21 protein-coding genes are annotated in these 17,004 nt (G+C 73.7%); 6 read left to right on the top strand and 15 right to left on the bottom strand.

The window, feature by feature from the left end; all coding sequences use genetic code 11:
• Positions 1-217, top strand: a 217-nt coding sequence (locus ACZ7IF_RS32385) for an aggregation-promoting factor C-terminal-like domain-containing protein (RefSeq protein ID WP_470978819.1), incomplete at its 5' end; no start/stop codon positions are given.
• A gap of 90 nt (positions 218-307) precedes the next feature.
• Here the strand turns inward: ACZ7IF_RS32385 and ACZ7IF_RS32380 are convergent.
• The 5 genes from ACZ7IF_RS32380 to ACZ7IF_RS32360 form a co-directional block, all read right to left on the bottom strand.
• Complete coding sequence (locus ACZ7IF_RS32380; protein WP_470978816.1) at positions 308-952, bottom strand: response regulator transcription factor; 645 nt, start codon at positions 950-952, stop codon at positions 308-310.
• Positions 916-2,196, bottom strand: coding sequence for a sensor histidine kinase (locus ACZ7IF_RS32375; protein WP_470978813.1), 1,281 nt, complete (start codon positions 2,194-2,196; stop codon positions 916-918). The genes ACZ7IF_RS32380 and ACZ7IF_RS32375 overlap by 37 nt, the downstream gene beginning before the upstream one ends.
• Entirely contained in the window at positions 2,193-3,032 is an 840-nt protein-coding gene (locus tag ACZ7IF_RS32370) for a CPBP family glutamic-type intramembrane protease (protein ID WP_470978810.1), read from the bottom strand. Before ACZ7IF_RS32370 ends, ACZ7IF_RS32375 begins: the two co-directional genes overlap by 4 nt.
• Before the next feature lie 128 nt (positions 3,033-3,160).
• Positions 3,161-3,766 (bottom strand): hypothetical protein, encoded by a 606-nt coding sequence (locus tag ACZ7IF_RS32365; RefSeq protein WP_470978807.1) that lies wholly within the window; start codon positions 3,764-3,766, stop codon positions 3,161-3,163.
• A 45-nt stretch (positions 3,767-3,811) separates the two neighbouring features.
• Positions 3,812-4,894, bottom strand: a complete 1,083-nt coding sequence (locus ACZ7IF_RS32360; RefSeq protein WP_470978804.1) for a DUF5937 family protein — start codon at positions 4,892-4,894, stop codon at positions 3,812-3,814.
• A 99-nt stretch (positions 4,895-4,993) separates the two neighbouring features.
• Between ACZ7IF_RS32360 and ACZ7IF_RS32355 the strand changes: the two genes are divergently transcribed.
• Entirely contained in the window at positions 4,994-6,250 is a 1,257-nt protein-coding gene (locus tag ACZ7IF_RS32355; RefSeq protein WP_470978802.1) for an MFS transporter, read from the top strand.
• Here ACZ7IF_RS32355 and ACZ7IF_RS32350 read toward each other — a convergent pair.
• Positions 6,235-7,026, bottom strand: a complete 792-nt coding sequence (locus ACZ7IF_RS32350; protein WP_470978799.1) for a bestrophin-like domain — start codon at positions 7,024-7,026, stop codon at positions 6,235-6,237. The two genes, ACZ7IF_RS32355 and ACZ7IF_RS32350, sit on opposite strands and share 16 nt — an antisense overlap.
• A gap of 220 nt (positions 7,027-7,246) precedes the next feature.
• Between ACZ7IF_RS32350 and ACZ7IF_RS32345 the strand changes: the two genes are divergently transcribed.
• The gene (locus tag ACZ7IF_RS32345; protein ID WP_470978796.1) at positions 7,247-7,720 is read left to right on the top strand and encodes a hypothetical protein; all 474 of its coding nucleotides are present in this window, start codon (positions 7,247-7,249) and stop codon (positions 7,718-7,720) included.
• 66 nt (positions 7,721-7,786) lie between these two features.
• Here the strand turns inward: ACZ7IF_RS32345 and ppnP are convergent, their stop codons facing one another.
• The 7 genes from ppnP to ACZ7IF_RS32310 form a co-directional block, all read right to left on the bottom strand.
• Complete coding sequence (ppnP, locus tag ACZ7IF_RS32340; protein ID WP_470978794.1) at positions 7,787-8,068, bottom strand: pyrimidine/purine nucleoside phosphorylase; 282 nt, start codon at positions 8,066-8,068, stop codon at positions 7,787-7,789.
• Between the two features lie 120 nt (positions 8,069-8,188).
• Complete coding sequence (locus ACZ7IF_RS32335; RefSeq protein WP_470978791.1) at positions 8,189-8,449, bottom strand: hypothetical protein; 261 nt, start codon at positions 8,447-8,449, stop codon at positions 8,189-8,191.
• Between the two features lie 249 nt (positions 8,450-8,698).
• Complete coding sequence (locus ACZ7IF_RS32330; protein WP_470978789.1) at positions 8,699-9,688, bottom strand: PI-PLC domain-containing protein; 990 nt, start codon at positions 9,686-9,688, stop codon at positions 8,699-8,701.
• A gap of 140 nt (positions 9,689-9,828) precedes the next feature.
• The gene (rocD, locus tag ACZ7IF_RS32325) at positions 9,829-11,073 is read right to left on the bottom strand and encodes an ornithine--oxo-acid transaminase (RefSeq protein ID WP_470978787.1); all 1,245 of its coding nucleotides are present in this window, start codon (positions 11,071-11,073) and stop codon (positions 9,829-9,831) included.
• Positions 11,070-11,873 (bottom strand): dimethylargininase, encoded by an 804-nt coding sequence (ddaH, locus tag ACZ7IF_RS32320; RefSeq protein WP_470978784.1) that lies wholly within the window; start codon positions 11,871-11,873, stop codon positions 11,070-11,072. The genes rocD and ddaH overlap by 4 nt, the downstream gene beginning before the upstream one ends.
• 177 nt (positions 11,874-12,050) lie before the next feature.
• A complete protein-coding gene (locus ACZ7IF_RS32315; protein WP_470978782.1) occupies positions 12,051-12,578 on the bottom strand; it encodes an Lrp/AsnC family transcriptional regulator in 528 nt (175 codons plus the stop codon).
• Between the two features lie 108 nt (positions 12,579-12,686).
• Positions 12,687-13,190 carry a hypothetical protein gene (locus ACZ7IF_RS32310; RefSeq protein WP_470978780.1) on the bottom strand — a complete coding sequence of 168 codons (504 nt, stop codon included), beginning with the start codon at positions 13,188-13,190 and terminating at the stop codon, positions 12,687-12,689.
• An 81-nt stretch (positions 13,191-13,271) separates the two neighbouring features.
• Between ACZ7IF_RS32310 and ACZ7IF_RS32305 the strand changes: the two genes are divergently transcribed.
• Positions 13,272-13,979 carry a hypothetical protein gene (locus ACZ7IF_RS32305; protein ID WP_470978777.1) on the top strand — a complete coding sequence of 236 codons (708 nt, stop codon included), beginning with the start codon at positions 13,272-13,274 and terminating at the stop codon, positions 13,977-13,979.
• 589 nt (positions 13,980-14,568) lie between these two features.
• Here the strand turns inward: ACZ7IF_RS32305 and ACZ7IF_RS32300 are convergent.
• Together ACZ7IF_RS32300 and ACZ7IF_RS32295 are read right to left on the bottom strand one after the other, a co-directional pair.
• Positions 14,569-15,126, bottom strand: coding sequence for a TetR/AcrR family transcriptional regulator (locus ACZ7IF_RS32300; RefSeq protein WP_470978775.1), 558 nt, complete (start codon positions 15,124-15,126; stop codon positions 14,569-14,571).
• Between the two features lie 5 nt (positions 15,127-15,131).
• Positions 15,132-15,494 carry a DUF1304 domain-containing protein gene (locus ACZ7IF_RS32295; RefSeq protein WP_470978772.1) on the bottom strand — a complete coding sequence of 121 codons (363 nt, stop codon included), beginning with the start codon at positions 15,492-15,494 and terminating at the stop codon, positions 15,132-15,134.
• A gap of 283 nt (positions 15,495-15,777) precedes the next feature.
• Here ACZ7IF_RS32295 and ACZ7IF_RS32290 point away from each other — a divergent pair, with 283 nt between their 5' ends.
• Together ACZ7IF_RS32290 and ACZ7IF_RS32285 are read left to right on the top strand one after the other, a co-directional pair.
• Positions 15,778-16,494, top strand: coding sequence for an AAA family ATPase (locus tag ACZ7IF_RS32290; RefSeq protein ID WP_470978770.1), 717 nt, complete (start codon positions 15,778-15,780; stop codon positions 16,492-16,494).
• Positions 16,491-16,988 carry a hypothetical protein gene (locus ACZ7IF_RS32285; RefSeq protein WP_470978768.1) on the top strand — a complete coding sequence of 166 codons (498 nt, stop codon included), beginning with the start codon at positions 16,491-16,493 and terminating at the stop codon, positions 16,986-16,988. Before ACZ7IF_RS32290 ends, ACZ7IF_RS32285 begins: the two co-directional genes overlap by 4 nt.
• Positions 16,989-17,004 lie beyond the last annotated feature (16 nt).

Genomic DNA, 17,004 nt, shown 5'->3' with positions numbered 1-17,004 from the left:
CACGCACGAGAGCGGCTGGGACTACACCGCGACGAACTCCTCTTCGGGCGCGTACGGCCTGGTCCAGGCCCTGCCGGCGTCGAAGATGTCCTCGGCGGGCTCGGACTGGAAGACCAACCCGGCCACCCAGATCAAGTGGGGCCTGGACTACATGAACGAGCGTTACGGCAGCCCGGTCGAGGCCTGGAACTTCTGGCAGGCCAACCACTGGTACTAGACCAGCGGCAGGCTGCACAGAACACCGGGAACGCCCGGCCGAGATCCCTCGGCCGGGCGTTCCCGCACGTGCACGGCCGAGCACGGGCAGTCAGCGCCGCAGGTACGCCAGGACGGCCAGGACCCGGCGGTTGTCCTCGGTGGAGGGGGCGATGCCGAGCTTGGCGAAGATGCTCGCCGTGTGCTTGGCGACGGCGCTCTCGCTGAAGTGGAGGGCGCCCGCGATGGCGGCGTTGGAGCGGCCCTCCGCCATCAGTTCCAGGACGTCGCGTTCGCGCGGGGTGAGGGCGGACATCGTGCCGCGGGCGTCGCCGCGCGACAGCAGCCGGCCGATCACCTGCGGGTCCAGGACGGTGCCGCCGCCGGCGACGCGGCGTACGGCGTCGACGAACTGGCCGGTGTCGGTGACCCGGTCCTTGAGCAGGTAGCCCACGGCGCCGTCATCGCTCGCCAGGAGCTCGTTGGCGTAGAGCTGGTCGACGTACTGGGACAGCACGAGGACCGGAAGGCCTCGGTGGTGGCGGCGGGCTTCGAGTGCGGCCTGCAGGCCCTCGTCGGTGAAGCCGGGCGGCAGGCGTACGTCGACGACCGCGACGTCCGGCCGGTGCTCCAGCAGGACGCGCAGCAGGGAGGGGCCGTTGTCCACCGCGGCGACGACGTCGAAGCCGTGCTCGGTGAGCGTACGGACCAGGCCGTCTCTCAGGAGGAAGAGGTCTTCGGCAAGGACGACGCGCACGGGATCTCCAGGGTGGCAGTGGTCGGGCCGCCCCGCGGGCTGTGCAGGGCGAGGCTCCCGTCGAAGGTAGCCAACCGGCGCCGGACGCCGAGCAGTCCGGTCCCCCGGGCGGGGTCCGCCCCGCCGTGCCCGTCGTCGGTGACGGTGACGCGCAGCCGCGGACCGTCGGCCGCCGCCCCGCCGTGTGCGAGGACGACCTCGACGCGCTCGGCGCCCGAGTGCTTCGCCGCGTTGGCGAGCAGCTCGTTGACCGCGAAGTAGGCGGCCGACTCCACCGCGGCCGGCAGCCGCCCCGGCAGCCGCACCTCGACGGTCACGTCGAGGAAGCTGTCCAGGGCCAAGGAACGCACCGCGTCGCCGAGGCCCCGGTCGGTGAGGACCGGCGGCTGGATGCCCCGGACCAGGTCGCGCAGGTCCTGCAGGGCCCGGGCGGACAGCTCGCGCGCCTCCAGCAGTGCGGTCCGGGCGGCCGGCGGATCGTCCCGGAGCAGGCGCGTCGCGCTGTCGAGGCGCATCCCCAGGGCGACGAGCCGGGCCTGCGCCCCGTCGTGCAGGTCCCGCTCGATGCGCTGGAGTTCGGCGGCCCGGCCGTCCAGGGCCTCGGCCCGGGTCTCCGTCAACCGCTCGATGCGGCGCCGGAGTTCGGCGCCCCGCGGGGCTGCCAGGAGCTGCCGGCCCCAGCGGGCGTGCAGCCGGAGGACGGAGGGTGCGAGCAGGAGGCCCCCGGCCGTGAAGGCGAGCCCCAGTGCCGCCGCCGCGAGCGTCAGGCCGGTGCCGTGCACGGGCACGAAGGCGTACCAGTTGCCGTCGCCCAGCAGTCGCCACACGAAGGGCTGGACGAGCATCCCGAACAGCCCGTACACGACGAGGGACGGGGGTACGGCGAGCAGCAGGCCGCCCACCAGCGGCTCCAGCCAGGCCCAGGCCAGGTCCCGCCAGAACCCCGCGTCGGCCAGGACCGCGCGGGCCCCCGCCGCGCGCGGCAGCGGATCCGGCTGCCCGCTCCGCACTCCCGGCCACCGCGCCGCCCGCTGCCGCGCGAGGTCGGCACACCGGCGCAACGCACCCGCGGCCGGGGGCAGCAGCCGGTGGCCGAGGCCCACGGGCAGCAACAGCAGCGCGCCCACCACGCCCGACCCGACGACGGCGACCCACACGGCCAGCAGACCGTTCACGTGACAGCGGCCGACGGCGGCCAGCCGCCGGGAAAGCGCCGCACGGAATCGAAGGACTGTCGAACTCATGTTCCGTGCAGGGTAGTCGGCGCGGGCGCGGCCTCCGCCACCGGGGCGCGCCGCCCTGCCGGTCGCCCCCGCCGCCCCGCCCGCGAGCCTGCCCACACCAGGCCCACCACCAGGCAGGCCGGCCCGAAGCAGACCATCGGCAGCACGGTCCCGGACTCCTCGTCCATGAAGAGCAGCAGCCCGAGGTTGACGAGGGTGTGGAAGCCGCCGGCGAGCAGCAGCCGGTACGCGCCGCCCGTGCCGTCGAGGGCGGTGCCCAGCACCACCGACATGGCCACGGTGGCGATGAGGAAGCCCGCCGCGTAGGCCGGGGCCTGCGCGAAGACCGGTACGTGCCACACCCCCCACACCACGCCCACCACCACCGACGAGGCCGCCACGCCCAGCCGGGTCCGCAGCAGCGGCTGGAGGAAGCAGCGCCAGCCGATCTCCTCCCCGCACGCTCCCACCGACTGCGCCACCGCGATCAGCAGGAAGGGGTGGTGCAGGGCCCCCGGCGCCGTGAACCCCGCACTCCCCGCCGTCAGCCCGTACCCCAGGACTGCCAGAACGACGATCAGAGCGGCCGAACCGAAAAGGGCCGCCGCCCGCCGGGTCCCGCGTCCGCTTCCGCCGCGCAGCAGCCCGCGGGTCTCCCGCCACCGGTACAGGGCGACCGCGCCCACCCCCAGGGCCGGCCCGAACTGGGTCAGCTGCACCACCTCGGCGGGCACCCCGCTACCGGGCTGCACCGCCCCCAGTACCCCGGCCGCCACGAAGGCGACCGCCGTGAACACCCCCGCCGCGCCCCACACCCCGCCGCGCCCCGCCGCTTCCACGCCGCCCACCACAGCCATGTCCGTCCCGCCCGTCGTCCGTATCCCTACGCGGACGACGATGCCGGTCCCGGCGCCCCCGGCCACTGCACCTGACACCCCGGTGGGGGTGTACCCACCTCCACCCCGGGCGGGCCTGGTGGTGCCGTTCAGGCACCTGCCGCTGAGTAGTGGGCGGTCAGGGCCGTGGCGTACCAGTCGGGGACGGAGCCCCTGAAGGCCAAGGCGAGGTACGAGCCCAGGGCTTCTTCCACTTCCAGGAAGGGCCCGAACTCCTCGCACCACGCGGCACGGGCCGCCGGATCGGGGAAGCCCTGGAAGACAGCCACCTCGGGGTCCCGCTCACCCCAGCACCCCCACTTGCGCGAGGGGCCCGTCAGGGCGACGACGTCCGCCATGATCGTGATCGCGTCCCCGGCATCGCCGTCAGCTTCGAAACCGACCGCGTCCCAGTAGTCGTCCTCGCTCGCGTCCACGGACAGCGACAGCGGGGGAAAGGAGTACCTGTCGTCGTCGGGTTCGAGGACCAGCAGCTCGACGTACCGGTCCCCGTGCCATCGTGCCATCGCGCACAGGGCCGGCCACAGGTCCGGGGTGAGGAGCGAGTCGAACTCGACGAACAGCGAGTCCCCCGAGTCCCTCCGGAAGACCCTGGCGGGCAGGCGGGCGCCGAGGTCGAAGACGGCGGCGCAGCGGGCGCGGACGTCATCGGCGGAGGTATCGGCTCCGGCCGGCCCGGCTTGATCCCTGTCCATGGCAGGGGAGAGTACGACACCGCTTCCGCGAGGCGGCCGACGCCCTCACCGCAGCACGGCCGCCAGCAGGTCGGTCCCCAGCGCCGTCAGGTCCGACAGGTTGAGGCTGTAGCGCACGTACCGCCCCTCCCGCCGGGCCGTGAGGAGCCCCGCCCGCCGCAGGAGGGCCACGTGACGGGACACCTCCGGGGGCGTCAGGTCCCAGGCGTGGGCCAGTTCGCCGTTGGTGTGCGGGCCGCGGGCCAGGGTGCGGAGCAGCCGCAGCCGGGCCGGGTGGGCGAGGGCCTCCAGCCGCAGGCCGACCGTCTCCAGGGAGACCGGCTCCGCCGGGCCGGGCCCGTCCACCGGGTACTGGACCACCGGCTGCCAACCGGGCGCGTGGACCACCGCCAGGTGCGGCCGGCCGAAGAGGCTCGGAATGAAGGTGACGCCGGTGCCGTGGGCGGTCGTCGCCTTGTCCAGCAGCTTGTCCACGAGGACGGCGTCGCCGTCCGGAGCCAGGGTGACCGCGCCGGAGACCGAGGCGAGGGCCGCCCCGAGGCCCTGGCGCTTCAGCAGGTCGTTCTTCAGGCGCAGGTCCGTGGCGAGCCGGACGGCGGCGTCGGCCCAGGCCGCGTCGAAGAAGGCTTCGGCGCAGGCCTCCAGGGTGTCGCGGACACGCGCCCGGACCGCCGCCGGGTCCGCGAGGAGCCGCTCCGCGAACGCTTCCTGGCGCGCACCCCGGGCCTGGGCCAGGTCGAGGGCCAGGTCGCGCGCGGCGGTGTCGGTGAGGGGCGACGGGGAGGTGAAGTGGACCCGGTTGCCGCACGTGGTGACCAGCGCGGCGGACACGTACCGCTCGTCGCCGATCCGGTCGACGTCGTCCAGTTCCTCCCCGAGGGTCGCCCGGGGCCGGGCCGGGAGCATGAAGTCGGCCTGGGACGTACGCCAGAGGAACTCCGCCTCCCGCAACCGCTCGGCCAGCCCCGGCCCCAGCCCGGCCCACACATCGGCGGCCCACGCGGCGAACTCCGGATGGTGCTCCGGTTCGGCGAGCACGTGCAGCATCGCGGTCAGCTCGGCCAACGGGGAGGCGGCGAACCGCAGCCCCCCGGACGGCATACCGCCGATGTCGATCCTCAACGTCATCCGCACATCATCCCCGCCCCGCCGGACAGCGCCGACAACTGTTGACGATCTCCGTCAACCGACGTGCCCGGCCGGGCCGGTGAACCCACCGTTCACCCCATGACAGCCACGAGCACCCCCACCCCCGCCCGCAAGACACGGCCCCGTGCCCTCCTGCGCGCCTCCGGCGGCCCCCGTTACGCCGTCGCCCTGGCCGTCGACGCCCTCGGCACCGGCCTGCTGAGGCCCTTCCTCCTCCTCTACGGAGTGACGGTGCTCGGCCTGTCCGCCTCGGCCACCGGCCTCGCGATGACGGCCGGCATCGTCATCGGCCTGCTGTCCATGCCCGCCGTCGGGAGGTGGCTGGACCGCGGCGCCCGCAGCACCGTCGTCGCCGCGTCGATGCTGGTGCGCGTGCTGGGCGTGGCCGTGCTGGTGGCGACCCCCACCGGGCACGTCTGGCCGTTCGCGGCCGCGGCCCTCCTCCTCGGCATCGGCAACCAGGCCTGGCCGGCCGCCCACGCGGCCCTCGTCGCCACCCTCGCCCACGGCCGGGAACGCGACACCGCCCTCGCGGCCGGACGCGCCCTGCGCAACGCCGGGCTGGGGGCGGGGGCGCTCCTCGCCATGGCCTGCCTGGCGGGCGGGACCCCGGCCCTGCGGGCGCTGGCGGCCGTCACGGGAGCGGCGTACCTGGTGGCCGCCGGCCTGGCGTGGTCGGTGCGCGTGCGCGCGGAACGCCAGCCGGCCCGGTCCGCCACATCGGCGGGGCAGGAGGATTCCCCACCCCGCATGCGAGCCCTTCTGGCCGCCAACGTGGTCTACGTCTTCTGCCTCAACGTCCCCGAGATCGCGCTCCCGCTGGTCCTGCTGACACAGCTGCACGCCTCACCGGTGTGGTCGGCGGCGATCTTCGTGGCCAACACGGTGCTGGTGGTCACGCTCCAGGTCCCGGTCACCGTCCTGATGTCCCGCTACGCCCGGCGCACCGCGCTGACCGTCGCCGGCGCCGTCCTCGCGGCGTCGTACGCCGGCTTCCTCGCGGTGACGTCCCTGGCGGGCGGGGACGGGGGCGGGTGGGCCGCCCCGGCCGTCGCCGCGGTCTCCGTCGTCTGCACCCTCGGCGAGATCGTCTACGCCGGCAGCGCCACCGCCCTCGTGACGGCCCTCGCCCCGGCAGGCGCCCTGGGACGCACCCTCGCCCGCTTCGAACTCTCCACCGGCTTCGGCCTCGCCGTCTCCCCGGCCGCCATCACCGCCCTCGCCCCCCACGGCCCGACCGCCCTGTGGGGCACCCTCGCCGGAGCCACCCTGCTGTCCGCCGCGGCCGTCGCCGCCGAAGGGGACCCCGCAGCGCCGGATCAGGGGGTCCAGTAGCGGGCGAGGGCTCCTTCCCGGTACGGGGCGGGGCTGACGCTGAGGTCACCTGAGAACGGCCGGTCCAGGACGAAGACCAGCAGCAGGCTGAAGCCGACGAGCCCGGCGACCGAGGCGACGAACAGGATCTGGACCCTCAGCTTGCGCAGACCGTAGAGGAACGTGAGCGGGATCAGCACCAGCGCACCGCCGAAGGCCAAGGCCTGGAGCAGCGGGGGCAGTTCCCGGCGCGCCATGGTGATGCGGGCGCGGCGCTGGGAGGCGACGTCGTCGAGATGCTCGACGGCCCGCTCGTAGAAGACCTGCTCCGCCTGGCCTTGCGGGTCGTACGTCTGGAGCACGCGGAACGCGTCCTGCAGATGGGCTTCCGTCGCCCCGTAGCTGGGGTCTCCGGCGCGCATCCGGGGCCATTGGCCCTCGACGACGGCGTGGACGTAGCCGCCCATGGCCGCATCGAGACGGACCCGGACCGGTTCGGGGAACGCGGCGGCGTCACGCGTGATGAGCGCCGCGCTGGTGGCCTCGGAGGCGACGATGGTCTGGGTGTCCTCCAACTGCGTCCACAGGGTGACGATCACGAACGCGAGGATGATCCCGTAGATGGCGCCGAACATCCCCAGTGTCACGCCGACCATGTCGTTGTGCTCTCCGCGGGCCAGCGAAGGGTGCCTGCGGCGCAGCAGCACACTGCCGGCGACGGCCAGGAGAACGGTTCCACCAACGGCGACGACGGCCAGTGTGGTGGTGCTGAAGTGGTTGAGCAGCCATAGCGACATGTGCGGCGAGTCTAGGCCGGACACGGCAGCCCCGAACCGGGGTTCCAAGGGCCGCCACGGGTGTACGCGAAGACGTTCACGCGACCGAGTGAAGCCTCGTCGCCACGGCCGGGCCCTGCCCCTCCGGCGTCCGCGGACGCTCGGTGAGCACCTTCCGGCTGATGCCGGGCGGACGGGCCGACAGCGCTCCGACCGCAGGGAGCGTGCGAGGATTCGCGTCATGGGGAGCGAAGACGGATGGCGAACGGGACCTTCCGGCGAGGCCGAGGGCCGCGAAGCCCTGCTGCGGATGGTGGGGCGTGCCGGTGAGCACGACGCACGGGCCGAGCCCACGCTCGTGGTGTGCCGGTGGTGCGGCTCTGAGGAGTTCGAGGTGGTGGCGCGGGAGTGCTTCTGCTTCGGCTGCTGCCTGCCTCTGGGCGTGCCCGACGGCTGGGAGGAAGGTTTCCCCGGGCAGTATCCGTGGAGGCTTGAGCCCTCGGGCACCCCGCTCCCGCCCGCCACGCCAGGCCCGCAGATCCAGCCGGAAGAGGTCTGCTGGTGCCCTGAGGGCCACGGCGTGTTCGAGACGGCCATCGCGTTCGATCCCGAGGACCGACGGGTGGGCAGCCTCACGGTGGGCTTGAGGTGCCCGGAGGACGGAAGCCTGCACCTGTACATCGAGAACGCGCGCGTGGTGCCGGTCGGGAACTGACGCATCCCGGCACCCGGAGCGTGCGGCCGCGGGCCGGCGGGCCGGCCCCGGCCCGCCGGACACCCCCTAGCGGTATTCGCAGAGGTAGGCGGTTTCGACCGCGACCTTGAGCTGGAACTTGCTGTCGCCGGGGACCTTGAAGTGGCTGCCGCTGGAGAAGGTCTCCCACTCGGAGGCGTTGGGAAGCCTGACGGTCAGGGCGCCGCTGACGACGTGCATGATCTCCGGGGCGGCCGTGCCGAACTCGTACTCGCCGGGAGCCATGACACCGATGGTCGCCGGGCCTTGCTCCTGGTTGAAGGCGATCGACTTGACCGTGCCGTCGAAGTATTCGTTGACCTTGAACATGTGCGTTGTGTCCTCTTGGGGAACGAGCGGAATCGGATGGCCGGCTCATCGCGCCCCGGTGACCGGCGAGGGGAAGGCTACCGGTTGTGGCCGCCGCCGAAGGACGCCGCCGGACACCCCCTAGCCGCGTCGGCGGGCATGGCAGAGCGCGGCGTCCACGGCGGCGAGCTCGCCGGCGGGACCCGCGAAGGCGACGGCACCGGCCGCGGCCTCGGCGGCGGCCCGCAGGACGGCCTTCGCCTCCGGCGTGCCGAGGCCGGGCGTCGCGACGGACAGGGCACCCAGGCAGTCGAGGAACTCGTCGCAGACCGCATGCCACTCGTACGTGACCATCAGGCCGGCCCTCGACACCGACCGGACCCGCCCCCCGATCCGGTCCACGAAGTCCTCGCCTGATGACGCTCCATCCGCACCGCACCGCTCCTCAAAGCCAAGTCCGAGCCGACAGCGTCGACAACCGGACCGACATCGGGGGGCGGCTCGGACGCGCCTCCATCAGTCGTCGGCGGCGACCACAAGGGTGAGAACACCTGCGCGACGGTCGACGAGGACGAGTTCGTGGAACGGAGTGCCGGAAGTCGGCGACAGGGCTGTCCAGGCGAGCCAGGGCGGGTGTCGGCGGCATGCCGATCACCTGAACAGGCGGTCCCCGGGCGTGGCCATGCGATGGGTGCCGCCGTGGCGGCTCACCCAGTCACGGACGAGGCCGACGGCGTTGGCGCACTGCCAGCTGTCGTCGTACTCGCGCACCCCGGTGAAGGCCCCGTATCCGGCGATGATGCCGTCCACGCGCCCGTCTCCCAGCAGCTTGTCCACGTACCAGGGATCGTTGTACGTGGTGGTCCAGGACAGCGTGGCCGCGAGCCGTCCGGCGTCACGCTCCCCGGCACCCTTCTTGAGCTCGGCGCACGTGTAGTAGGTGGCTTCGGTGCAGTTGCCGAACCCCTTGGTGATGTCACTGTCCCCGTAGTCCATCACCCGGCGACCGGCCGGGAATCCGGAACCGGACCGGTTGAACGCGCCCTGGACCTGGTCGCGGGTGCCGGTCGTCGTGATGCCCTCCAGGGGGCCGAGCCTGCCTTCCAGGCTCTTCCAGCCCCTGCCGCCGACGTCAGGGGTGCTTCCGCCGTGGTACTCGAAGAACCCGTAGAGCACCTGGATCCCGGCAGCGGTCAGCCGCTGCGCCTTGTCGCGCAGACCGGCGACGCTGCACCCGCGGTTCTCCCGCTCCCCGCAGTAGTTGGGGTCCTTGATGTCCAGCCAGACCATCGGCAGCCGGCGTCCCGCGTTCGCGTGGGAGAGAACGCGGTCGGCCATGCTGTCGAAGCTGGGGCCCAGCCGGTTGTCACCGGCAGAGGAACAGTCGTGATAGGCCCGCCACTCGTTCGGGTTCCACCAGGCGCAGACGTCGATCTCGATGCCGTTGGCGCCGTGCTTGAGCGCGGCGTCCACGCCGTCCAGGGTGTCGACGCGGTGCGCGATGGCGTAGACCGGGTGACGCTGATCGGCTGCCGCTGCCGGGGGCGCACCGAGCGCGGTGACGCCGACGATTGCGCAGAGGGCTGTGACCAGGGCCTGTAACAACCGTCGGCCGGCACCGCGCCGGAGGCTGGTGGTCAAGGACGTGCTCCTTCAAGTCGATGGACTTCCCGTGCCGGCCTCATGCTGACACGCGATCCGTGCATGACGAACGGGATTCGGCTGAAGGCGGTTCCGGCTGGCGGAAACCGGTCACCACGTCCCGGACGGGACGGGCACGCTCAGGCGAGGACCTTCCGCAGGGCGGCGAGCGCGGTCTGGAGTTCCCCTTCCGTGATGGTCAGCGGCGGGGCCAGCCGGATCGTGGAGCCGTGGGTGTCCTTGACCAGTACGCCCTCGGCGAGCAGCCGTTCGCTGATCTGCCGACCCGTACCGAGCGCGGGGTCGACGTCCACGCCCGCCCACAGGCCCCGGGCCCGGTAGGCCGTGACGGCGCCGCCCGCGCGGCTGAGCTCGGCGAGGCCCCGGTCCAGCACGGCTCCCAGCTCGGCGGCGCGCCGCTGGTACTCACCGGTGGCCAGCAGCTCCAGGACCGCCGAACCGACTGCCGCCGACAGGGGATTGCCGCCGAACGTCGACCCGTGCTCGCCGGGCCGCAGTACGCCGAGCACCTCGCGGCGGGCGACGACGGCGGAGACCGGGACGATGCCGCCGCCCAGGGCCTTGCCCAGGAGCAGGACGTCCGGCACGACCGATTCGTGGTCGACGGCCAGGGTGCGGCCCGTACGCCCCAGACCCGACTGGATCTCGTCGGCGATGAAGAGGCACCCCGTGCGCCGGGTCAGTTCCCGGACCCCGGTCAGGTATCCGTCGTCGGGGATGAGGACGCCGGCCTCGCCCTGAACGGGCTCGATCAGCACGGCGGCCGTCGTCTCGTCGACGGCCGCTTCCAGCGCGGCCAGGTCGTTGAAGGGCACGACGCGGAAGCCGGGGGTGAAGGGGCCGAAGCCGGAGCGGGCCGTCGCGTCGGTCGAGAAGCTCACGATCGTCGTCGTACGGCCGTGGAAGTTGCCGTCCGCCACGACGATCGTCGCCCGGTCCGCTGCGACGCCCTTGACCTCGTACGCCCACTTGCGGGCCACCTTGACCGCGCTCTCCACGGCCTCGGCACCCGTGTTCATCGGCAGCACCATGTCGAGGCCGGTCAGCTCGGCGAGGCGCTCGGCGAAGCCGGCCAGCCGGTCGCTGTGGAAGGCGCGCGAGGTCAGCGTGACCCGGTCGAGCTGGCGGTGCGCGGCGTCGATGAGGGCGGGGTGTCGGTGCCCGAAGTTCAGGGCCGAGTAGCCGGCCAGCATGTCGAGGTAGCGGCGGCCCTCGACGTCTTCCACCCAGCTGCCTTCCGCACGCGCCACGACCACGGGCAGCGGGTGGTAGTTGTGCGCGAGCACCGGTGCCTCGGCGCGGATCAGCTCTGCCGATGAGCGCGGCGTGCAGGGGGGCGCGGGGACGGTGGTGGTGCCGGTCATGAGCGGATCTCCAGGGTGCAGCACTTGATTCCTCCACCGGCCTTGCGGAACTCCGACAGGTCGATGGGGACGGGAACGTATCCACGGTCGGCGAGCTGGTCGACGAGACCGTGGGCCTGTGGAGCGACGAAGACGTTGCGGCCGTCCGACACGGAGTTGAGGCCGAAGGCCAGTGCGTCCTCCTCGGTGGCGATCACCGCCCGCGGATAGAGCCACCGGAGCACCTCGCGGCTGCCGGGGGAGAACGCCGCCGGGTAGTACGCGACGTTCCCCTCGCCGCTCCCGTCGCTTTCGCCGCTCTCCTCACCGAGGTGGAAGAGGGCGGTGTCCAGGTGGTAGAAGCGGGGGTCGGCCAGTTCGAGACCGATGACCGGCCGGCCGAGGAATTCCTGCACCTCGCGGTGCGCGGCCCGCTGGGTACGGAAGCCGGTGCCGGCGAGTACGAACCGGCCCGCGGGAACGAGGTCCCCCTCACCCTCGCAGACCGCCCCGGAGCGGTGGACCTCGTACCCGGCCCCCTTGAACCACGCCTCGTACTCGGCGGACTCCGGCCGGCGCTCCGCCGCGTGGAAGGACGACCCGAAGACCCGGCCGCCCGACACGAGGGCCGCGTTCGCCGCGAACACCATGTCGGGCAGGCCCTCCACGGGGGCGACCGTCTCGACCGTGTGGCCATGGCCGCGGTACGCCTCGACCAGGGCCCGCCACTGCTCACCGGCCAGCACCGGGTCGACCGGTGTGCGGACGTCCATCCACGGGTTGATGGCGTAGCGCACGTCGAAATAGCGAGGCTCGCACATCACATAGCGCCTGGGGCGCCGGCTAAGGCCGAGCGGCCTGTGTCCTGCGGGCACAGAGGTTCCTCCGCTTCCTGCGGTGACGACTGGGGGAGTGGCCCAACCGTAGAAAGCGGCAGGTCAGCGCGACAAGAACAAAGCGCTGCGTGCCGGCGCAGGAATCCTGCGTGTAGATGCCCCTCAGAGCAGGATTGCTGCGCCATCGGCCGCACGCGCGGCGGCCCCGGCCGGAGCGGACGCACTGGCCCCCGCCTCCGGGCTCTCCGGCAGCAGGTGCGACAGCACCATGTAGCTGATCGTCTTGCGGATGAACGGCTCGCTGCGGATCCGCTCCAGCACCTCCTCGAAGTGCTCCACGTCGGTCGCCCTGATGTGCAGCAGCGCGTCGGCGGCGCCGGTCACCGTCATCGCCGCCGCGATCTCCGGGTACTTGCGCGCGACCTCCGCCAGGCGCCGGGGCGGTGCCGCGCTGTCGCAGTACACCTCGATGTACGCCTCGGTACGCCAGCCCAGCGCGGCCGGCCGGACCGTGGCCCTGAACCCCGTGATCACATCGGCCTTGCGCAGCCGGTCCACCCGCCGCTTGACGGCGGTGGCCGACAGGCCGACGGCCGCCCCGATCTCCGCGAAACTCGCCCGGGCGTTGTCCATCAGAGTCGCGACGATCTGCCGGTCGAGTTCGTCGAAGGGCGTGGACTTGGTGCTCATGGCAGGTGATCTTCTCCTCGTGCCGCCCCGGACGGGGGACTTCCGCGTCCACTCTGCCGGAACCGCCGCGCCCCGGCGAAGCGCAGCCGCCCGGGGACCCGTCCGTGTTCAGTGGCCGGCGGAGGCCTTCACCAAGGCCACGGCCACGCCGATCGCGGCGTCCAGGGCCCCGGCCAGAAGGCCCGCGACGACGCCGCCGCCCATGCGTACCCCGCCGTAGCAGCCCCAGGCGAACAGGCCGGTCACGCTCACGGCCGCTGCCGCGAGCAGCGCCGTGTCGACGCCCATCACTCCCAGCGCGGCGGAGGCGACCAGCACCAGCGGGCCGGCGGCGGACAGCAGCAGCGGGCTGCTGACGGACAGGATCCCGCGCAGCTCGCTGCCGGTCGCGAGCCGGCCGTGCACCACCCGGTGGGCCTGCTGGTCGGCCACGACCGCCGCCAGCCACAACCCGACCGCGGTGGTGAGCAGCGCCGCGGCCGCACCTGCCGGGTCCACGTGCTCGGTGGCCCGCAGTCCGATGACGACCGAGATGATCGTGATCGTCGCGTAGATGCGTTCCTTGAGGCGGGCGGCCGCGAACCGTGGGTCGGCAGCGCTTTCGTGATCCATGAAGGCACCCTAGATGAGGCCGGTTTCATCGGAGATGTCCCACGGGCACGCGACACGGCGATAGCCGGCCGCCGCATCCTGGTGGGGCACGAGGCGATCGAGGGCCGAGGAGCGTTTCCCCGCCGGTTCTGGTCGCTGTTCCGGAAGTTCGAGCCGGCCATCTCCTGCCCGCACCGGTCCCTGCCGGACTTCCGGTACGCGCACACGGTCGCGCCCCTGCCCTGGCACCCGGAGATCGCCGCGGCCCGGCTGCCGACGGGGGTCGCCGCGGCCGCCGACACGGACGGCGGCCGCGGCGCGCCCGCCTTCCTCGAAGCGCTTGCCGCGGCCGACGGACCGGCCGGACCGGCCGGACCGGCCGGACACCTCGCCGTCGCCTACGGGCTCGCCTCGGTTCCCCAGGAGGACCGGGACGCCACCGTACGGGCGCTGCTCCTGCTGGCCGCGCGGGGCAGGCTGGACGGGGAGCTGCTGGGCCGGGAACTTGCCGAACTCGTGGGGCTGGGCACGCTGAAGGCCGCCCTGGTGGCCGAGTCGATGAAGGAGGCTGCCGCCGCCCCGCAGGGTGCCGCCCCGGTCTGGGCGGTCCTGGCCTCCGCGCTCCCGGGCTTCCTGGCCCGGACCCGGCCGCAGGCGCACGGGGTCCTGCTGGCCGTGGCGGCGGACTCCGCGCGGCTGTCGGGTGCGCGGGGCGAACTGCCCGAGGTGACCGCCCTGGCCCAGCGGCCGGGATCGTCCCGCTTGCTCAAGGAGGCCCGGCGGCTGCGCGACACGCTGGCCGGGCTCTGAATCACCGGGCCCGCCGGTCGGCGTCGAAGCGGGCGAGTGCGAGCGCGCCGGCGAGCAGAGCCCGCTCCAGGGCCGGGGCGAGGCCGTCGTCGATGCCGCCGAGGGACTCGGCCGCCTCCTCGACCGCGTCCCGGGCGATCTCCCGCCGGCCGGTTCGCCGTAGACCGTGACCGGTGCCGAGGGACCGGTGTCGTACGCGCGGCGCAGGGCGGCGGCGCAGCGGTCCGCGGCGATGGCCAGGGCCGGCCAGATCCGGCCCACGCCGAAGAAGCCGTCGAGGCCGCTCTCGCCGAGCAGTTCGCGGCGCTTGGCCGGTCGCGCACCGGCCCGGTCGCACCGGACGGCGAAGTTCGCCCCGTGGACCTTCTCCAGCGCGACCCACTCCCGGGCAGCCCGTCCCTCGCCCAGCCGGGCCCGGGAGGGGATCTTGGCAGCTGGCCGGATGGCGGTGTCGCCGGTGGATTTCGGGGGCGGGCCGGGGCGGTCGGGGGGTGGGGACGCCGGCGGGGCGGCGCGGTGGCGGCCCGAACCGTACCGGGACCCCGGGGAGCAGAGCACGCCGGCGGGCGGTCCGGTCTTGGCGGGGGCCTCAGGACAGTGGTGTGCGGTGCAGGCCGATCAGCAGGCGCCAGACCTGCCCGGCGATCTCGGCGGGCGCCGCCTCGATCGCACCGTGCAGCCAGTCGGCGAGCACCCCGGCGAAGGTCGCGGCCACGGCCGAGGCGACCAGCTCTGGTTCCGGGGCTCCGGCCAGCGCGCGTTCGGTGCGGCTGCGGTCGCGCAGGTCCCGGTGGAGGACCTGGCCGAGCGGCCCGCCGCCGCCCGGCCGGAGCAACTGGCGGTAGAGCGAGCCGTGCCGGGGGAGCCGCTCGAAGAATTCGAGCAGGGCGGGCGGCGGGCTCGCCGGGTCGGGGACGCCGCGCCAGGCGTGCAGGGCGTCCACCGCCTCGCGGACGATCTCGGCGCAGGCGTCCACGGCGAGCGCCTCGAGGCCGGCGTAGTGGAGGTAGAACGTGGCCCGGCCGACCCCGGCCCGGCGTGCCAGGGCGGCGACACCGACCTTGTCCAGCGGGCCGTTCGCGCACTCCTCCAGCAGGGCCTCGCGCAGCCTGGCCCGGGTCCGCTCGGTGCGGGGGTCTTCCGGCACGCCCGTCACCCGGCCAGCAGGACGGCGCCGAGGGCCAGTGCACCGGGCAGGGCCTGGGCGATCAGGATGCGCCGGTTGGCGGTGACAGCGCCGTAGACCCCGGCGATCACCACGCAGGCGAGGAAGAAGACCCGGATCTGGAAGGCCGTCGGGTCTCCGGCGAACAGGCTCCACGCCAGGCCGGCCGCCAGGAAGCCGTTGTAGAGGCCCTGGTTCGCGGCGAGGGGCGCGGTGGCGCGGGCGAGGTCCGCGTCGAAGCCGGAGAGCTTGCGGCCGGGCGCGTGCTGCCACAGGAACATCTCCAGCACCAGGAAGTACGTGTGCAGCGCGGCCACCAGGCCCACCAGTACCGTCGCGGTCGTCCCCATCGGCGTAGCCCCACCCTCTCCTCGTGCTGATCGCCCGGTTCGCGTGGCCCGCGGCGCGCGTGATCCGAGGCATCTCCTGGACGTGTGTCCAGAATACCTGGACACACGTCCAGGAAGTCAACCTCGAAGCGCTCCCAGGCGCCGCCGATGCGCGGGGCGGGACGGCCGGACCGGCCGGGGAGCAGGCGGCACGACCACCGCTGCCCCGGCCGGGAAGGCCCCACCGCCGACTCGGGTAGCCTCGGGTTCTTCCCGGACCGCCCCTCCGAACGGCACATCACCTGTGAGCACACCCACCAGCACCGAAGACCCGCCGGAACGGGCACAGGGGTCCGGGGAGGCCGTACGGCAGCCGGGCAGCGCGTGCCCGGGCCGCCGCATACCCCCTCAGGGGGTCGTCGACCTCCGCGGCCGGGCCGGCCGGGACATCAGACTGTCCTATCCGCCCAACGCGGCCGTCGTCGTCGCCGGACTTCCCGGCAGCGGCAAGAGCACACTGCTGCGCGCGTGGTCTCCCGCTGCCGCGGTCGTCGATCCTCGTGCCACCCGCACGGCCTACGAGTCGCGGATGCCCGCCTGGCTTCCCTACGCGGTGTACCGGCCCTGGGCGCGACTGAACCACATGCGGTGGATACGTTCCCAAATGCGCCTGGGCCACCCCCTCCTCATACACGACTGCGGCACCAGGGCGTGGATGCGTCGGTGGCTCGCGTACACGGCCCACCGCGGCCGGCGCCCCCTGCACATGGTCGTGCTCGACGTCGGCCCCCGGGAAGCGCTGTCCGGCCAGCGCGCCCGACGGCGTCCGGCCTCACCACGGGTCTTCGGAATCCACCAGCGGGGACTCGCGAGGCTCCTCGCGGGCATCGCCCACGACGGCCTGCCCGCCACCCCGGGCATCTCCTCCATCGTCCTGCTCGACCGCCACCAACGGGACCGCGGCGCCGCCTCGGTGGACTTCGGCGGCCGTCCCGGACGCGCGGGGACGCCCCCGTCATGAAGTCGACGGGAGTCCTCGCGGAGCTGGAAGCGCGGATGGAGGAGCTCTCCACGCCGACGCGGGTGTACGTGGCGTTCGGCCGGTTCACCGAGCCGGACCCCGACCTGCCGGAGCTGGCGGCCAGGATCCGTGTGCTGCTGGCCGAGGCGGCGACCGACGAGGCCTGGCAGCGCTACCTCCCCGGGTACGCCCCGCCGCCCGTCCCGCGACTCTGCGCCGCCCTGGAGCCGCTGGAGCCGCACGAGGCCGCCGCCTTCCTGGCCCGGCTCGCCGCCGTGGACCTGGTGTGGCCCTCGCACCGGCACCTGCCCGCGGACACCGCCGAGCGCGCGGCGACCCGGGTGGTGTCCCTGCTCGGACCGGAGGGCAGCTGGTGGACCAACCACGACGCCGCGTGCGGCGCCGTGAACGGCCTCACCCCGCTGTTCGACAGCCTGCTCGCCGGAACGGACGGTGAGCACTACGCACTGGCCTTGCAGCTCGCCGACGACTGAACGGGCCACGCCCGCA

Source organism: Streptomyces sp. NPDC037421 (genome assembly GCF_055602105.1).
The sequence above is the reverse complement of the archived record's forward strand: the minus strand, read 5'-3'. Positions and strand labels throughout refer to the sequence as shown.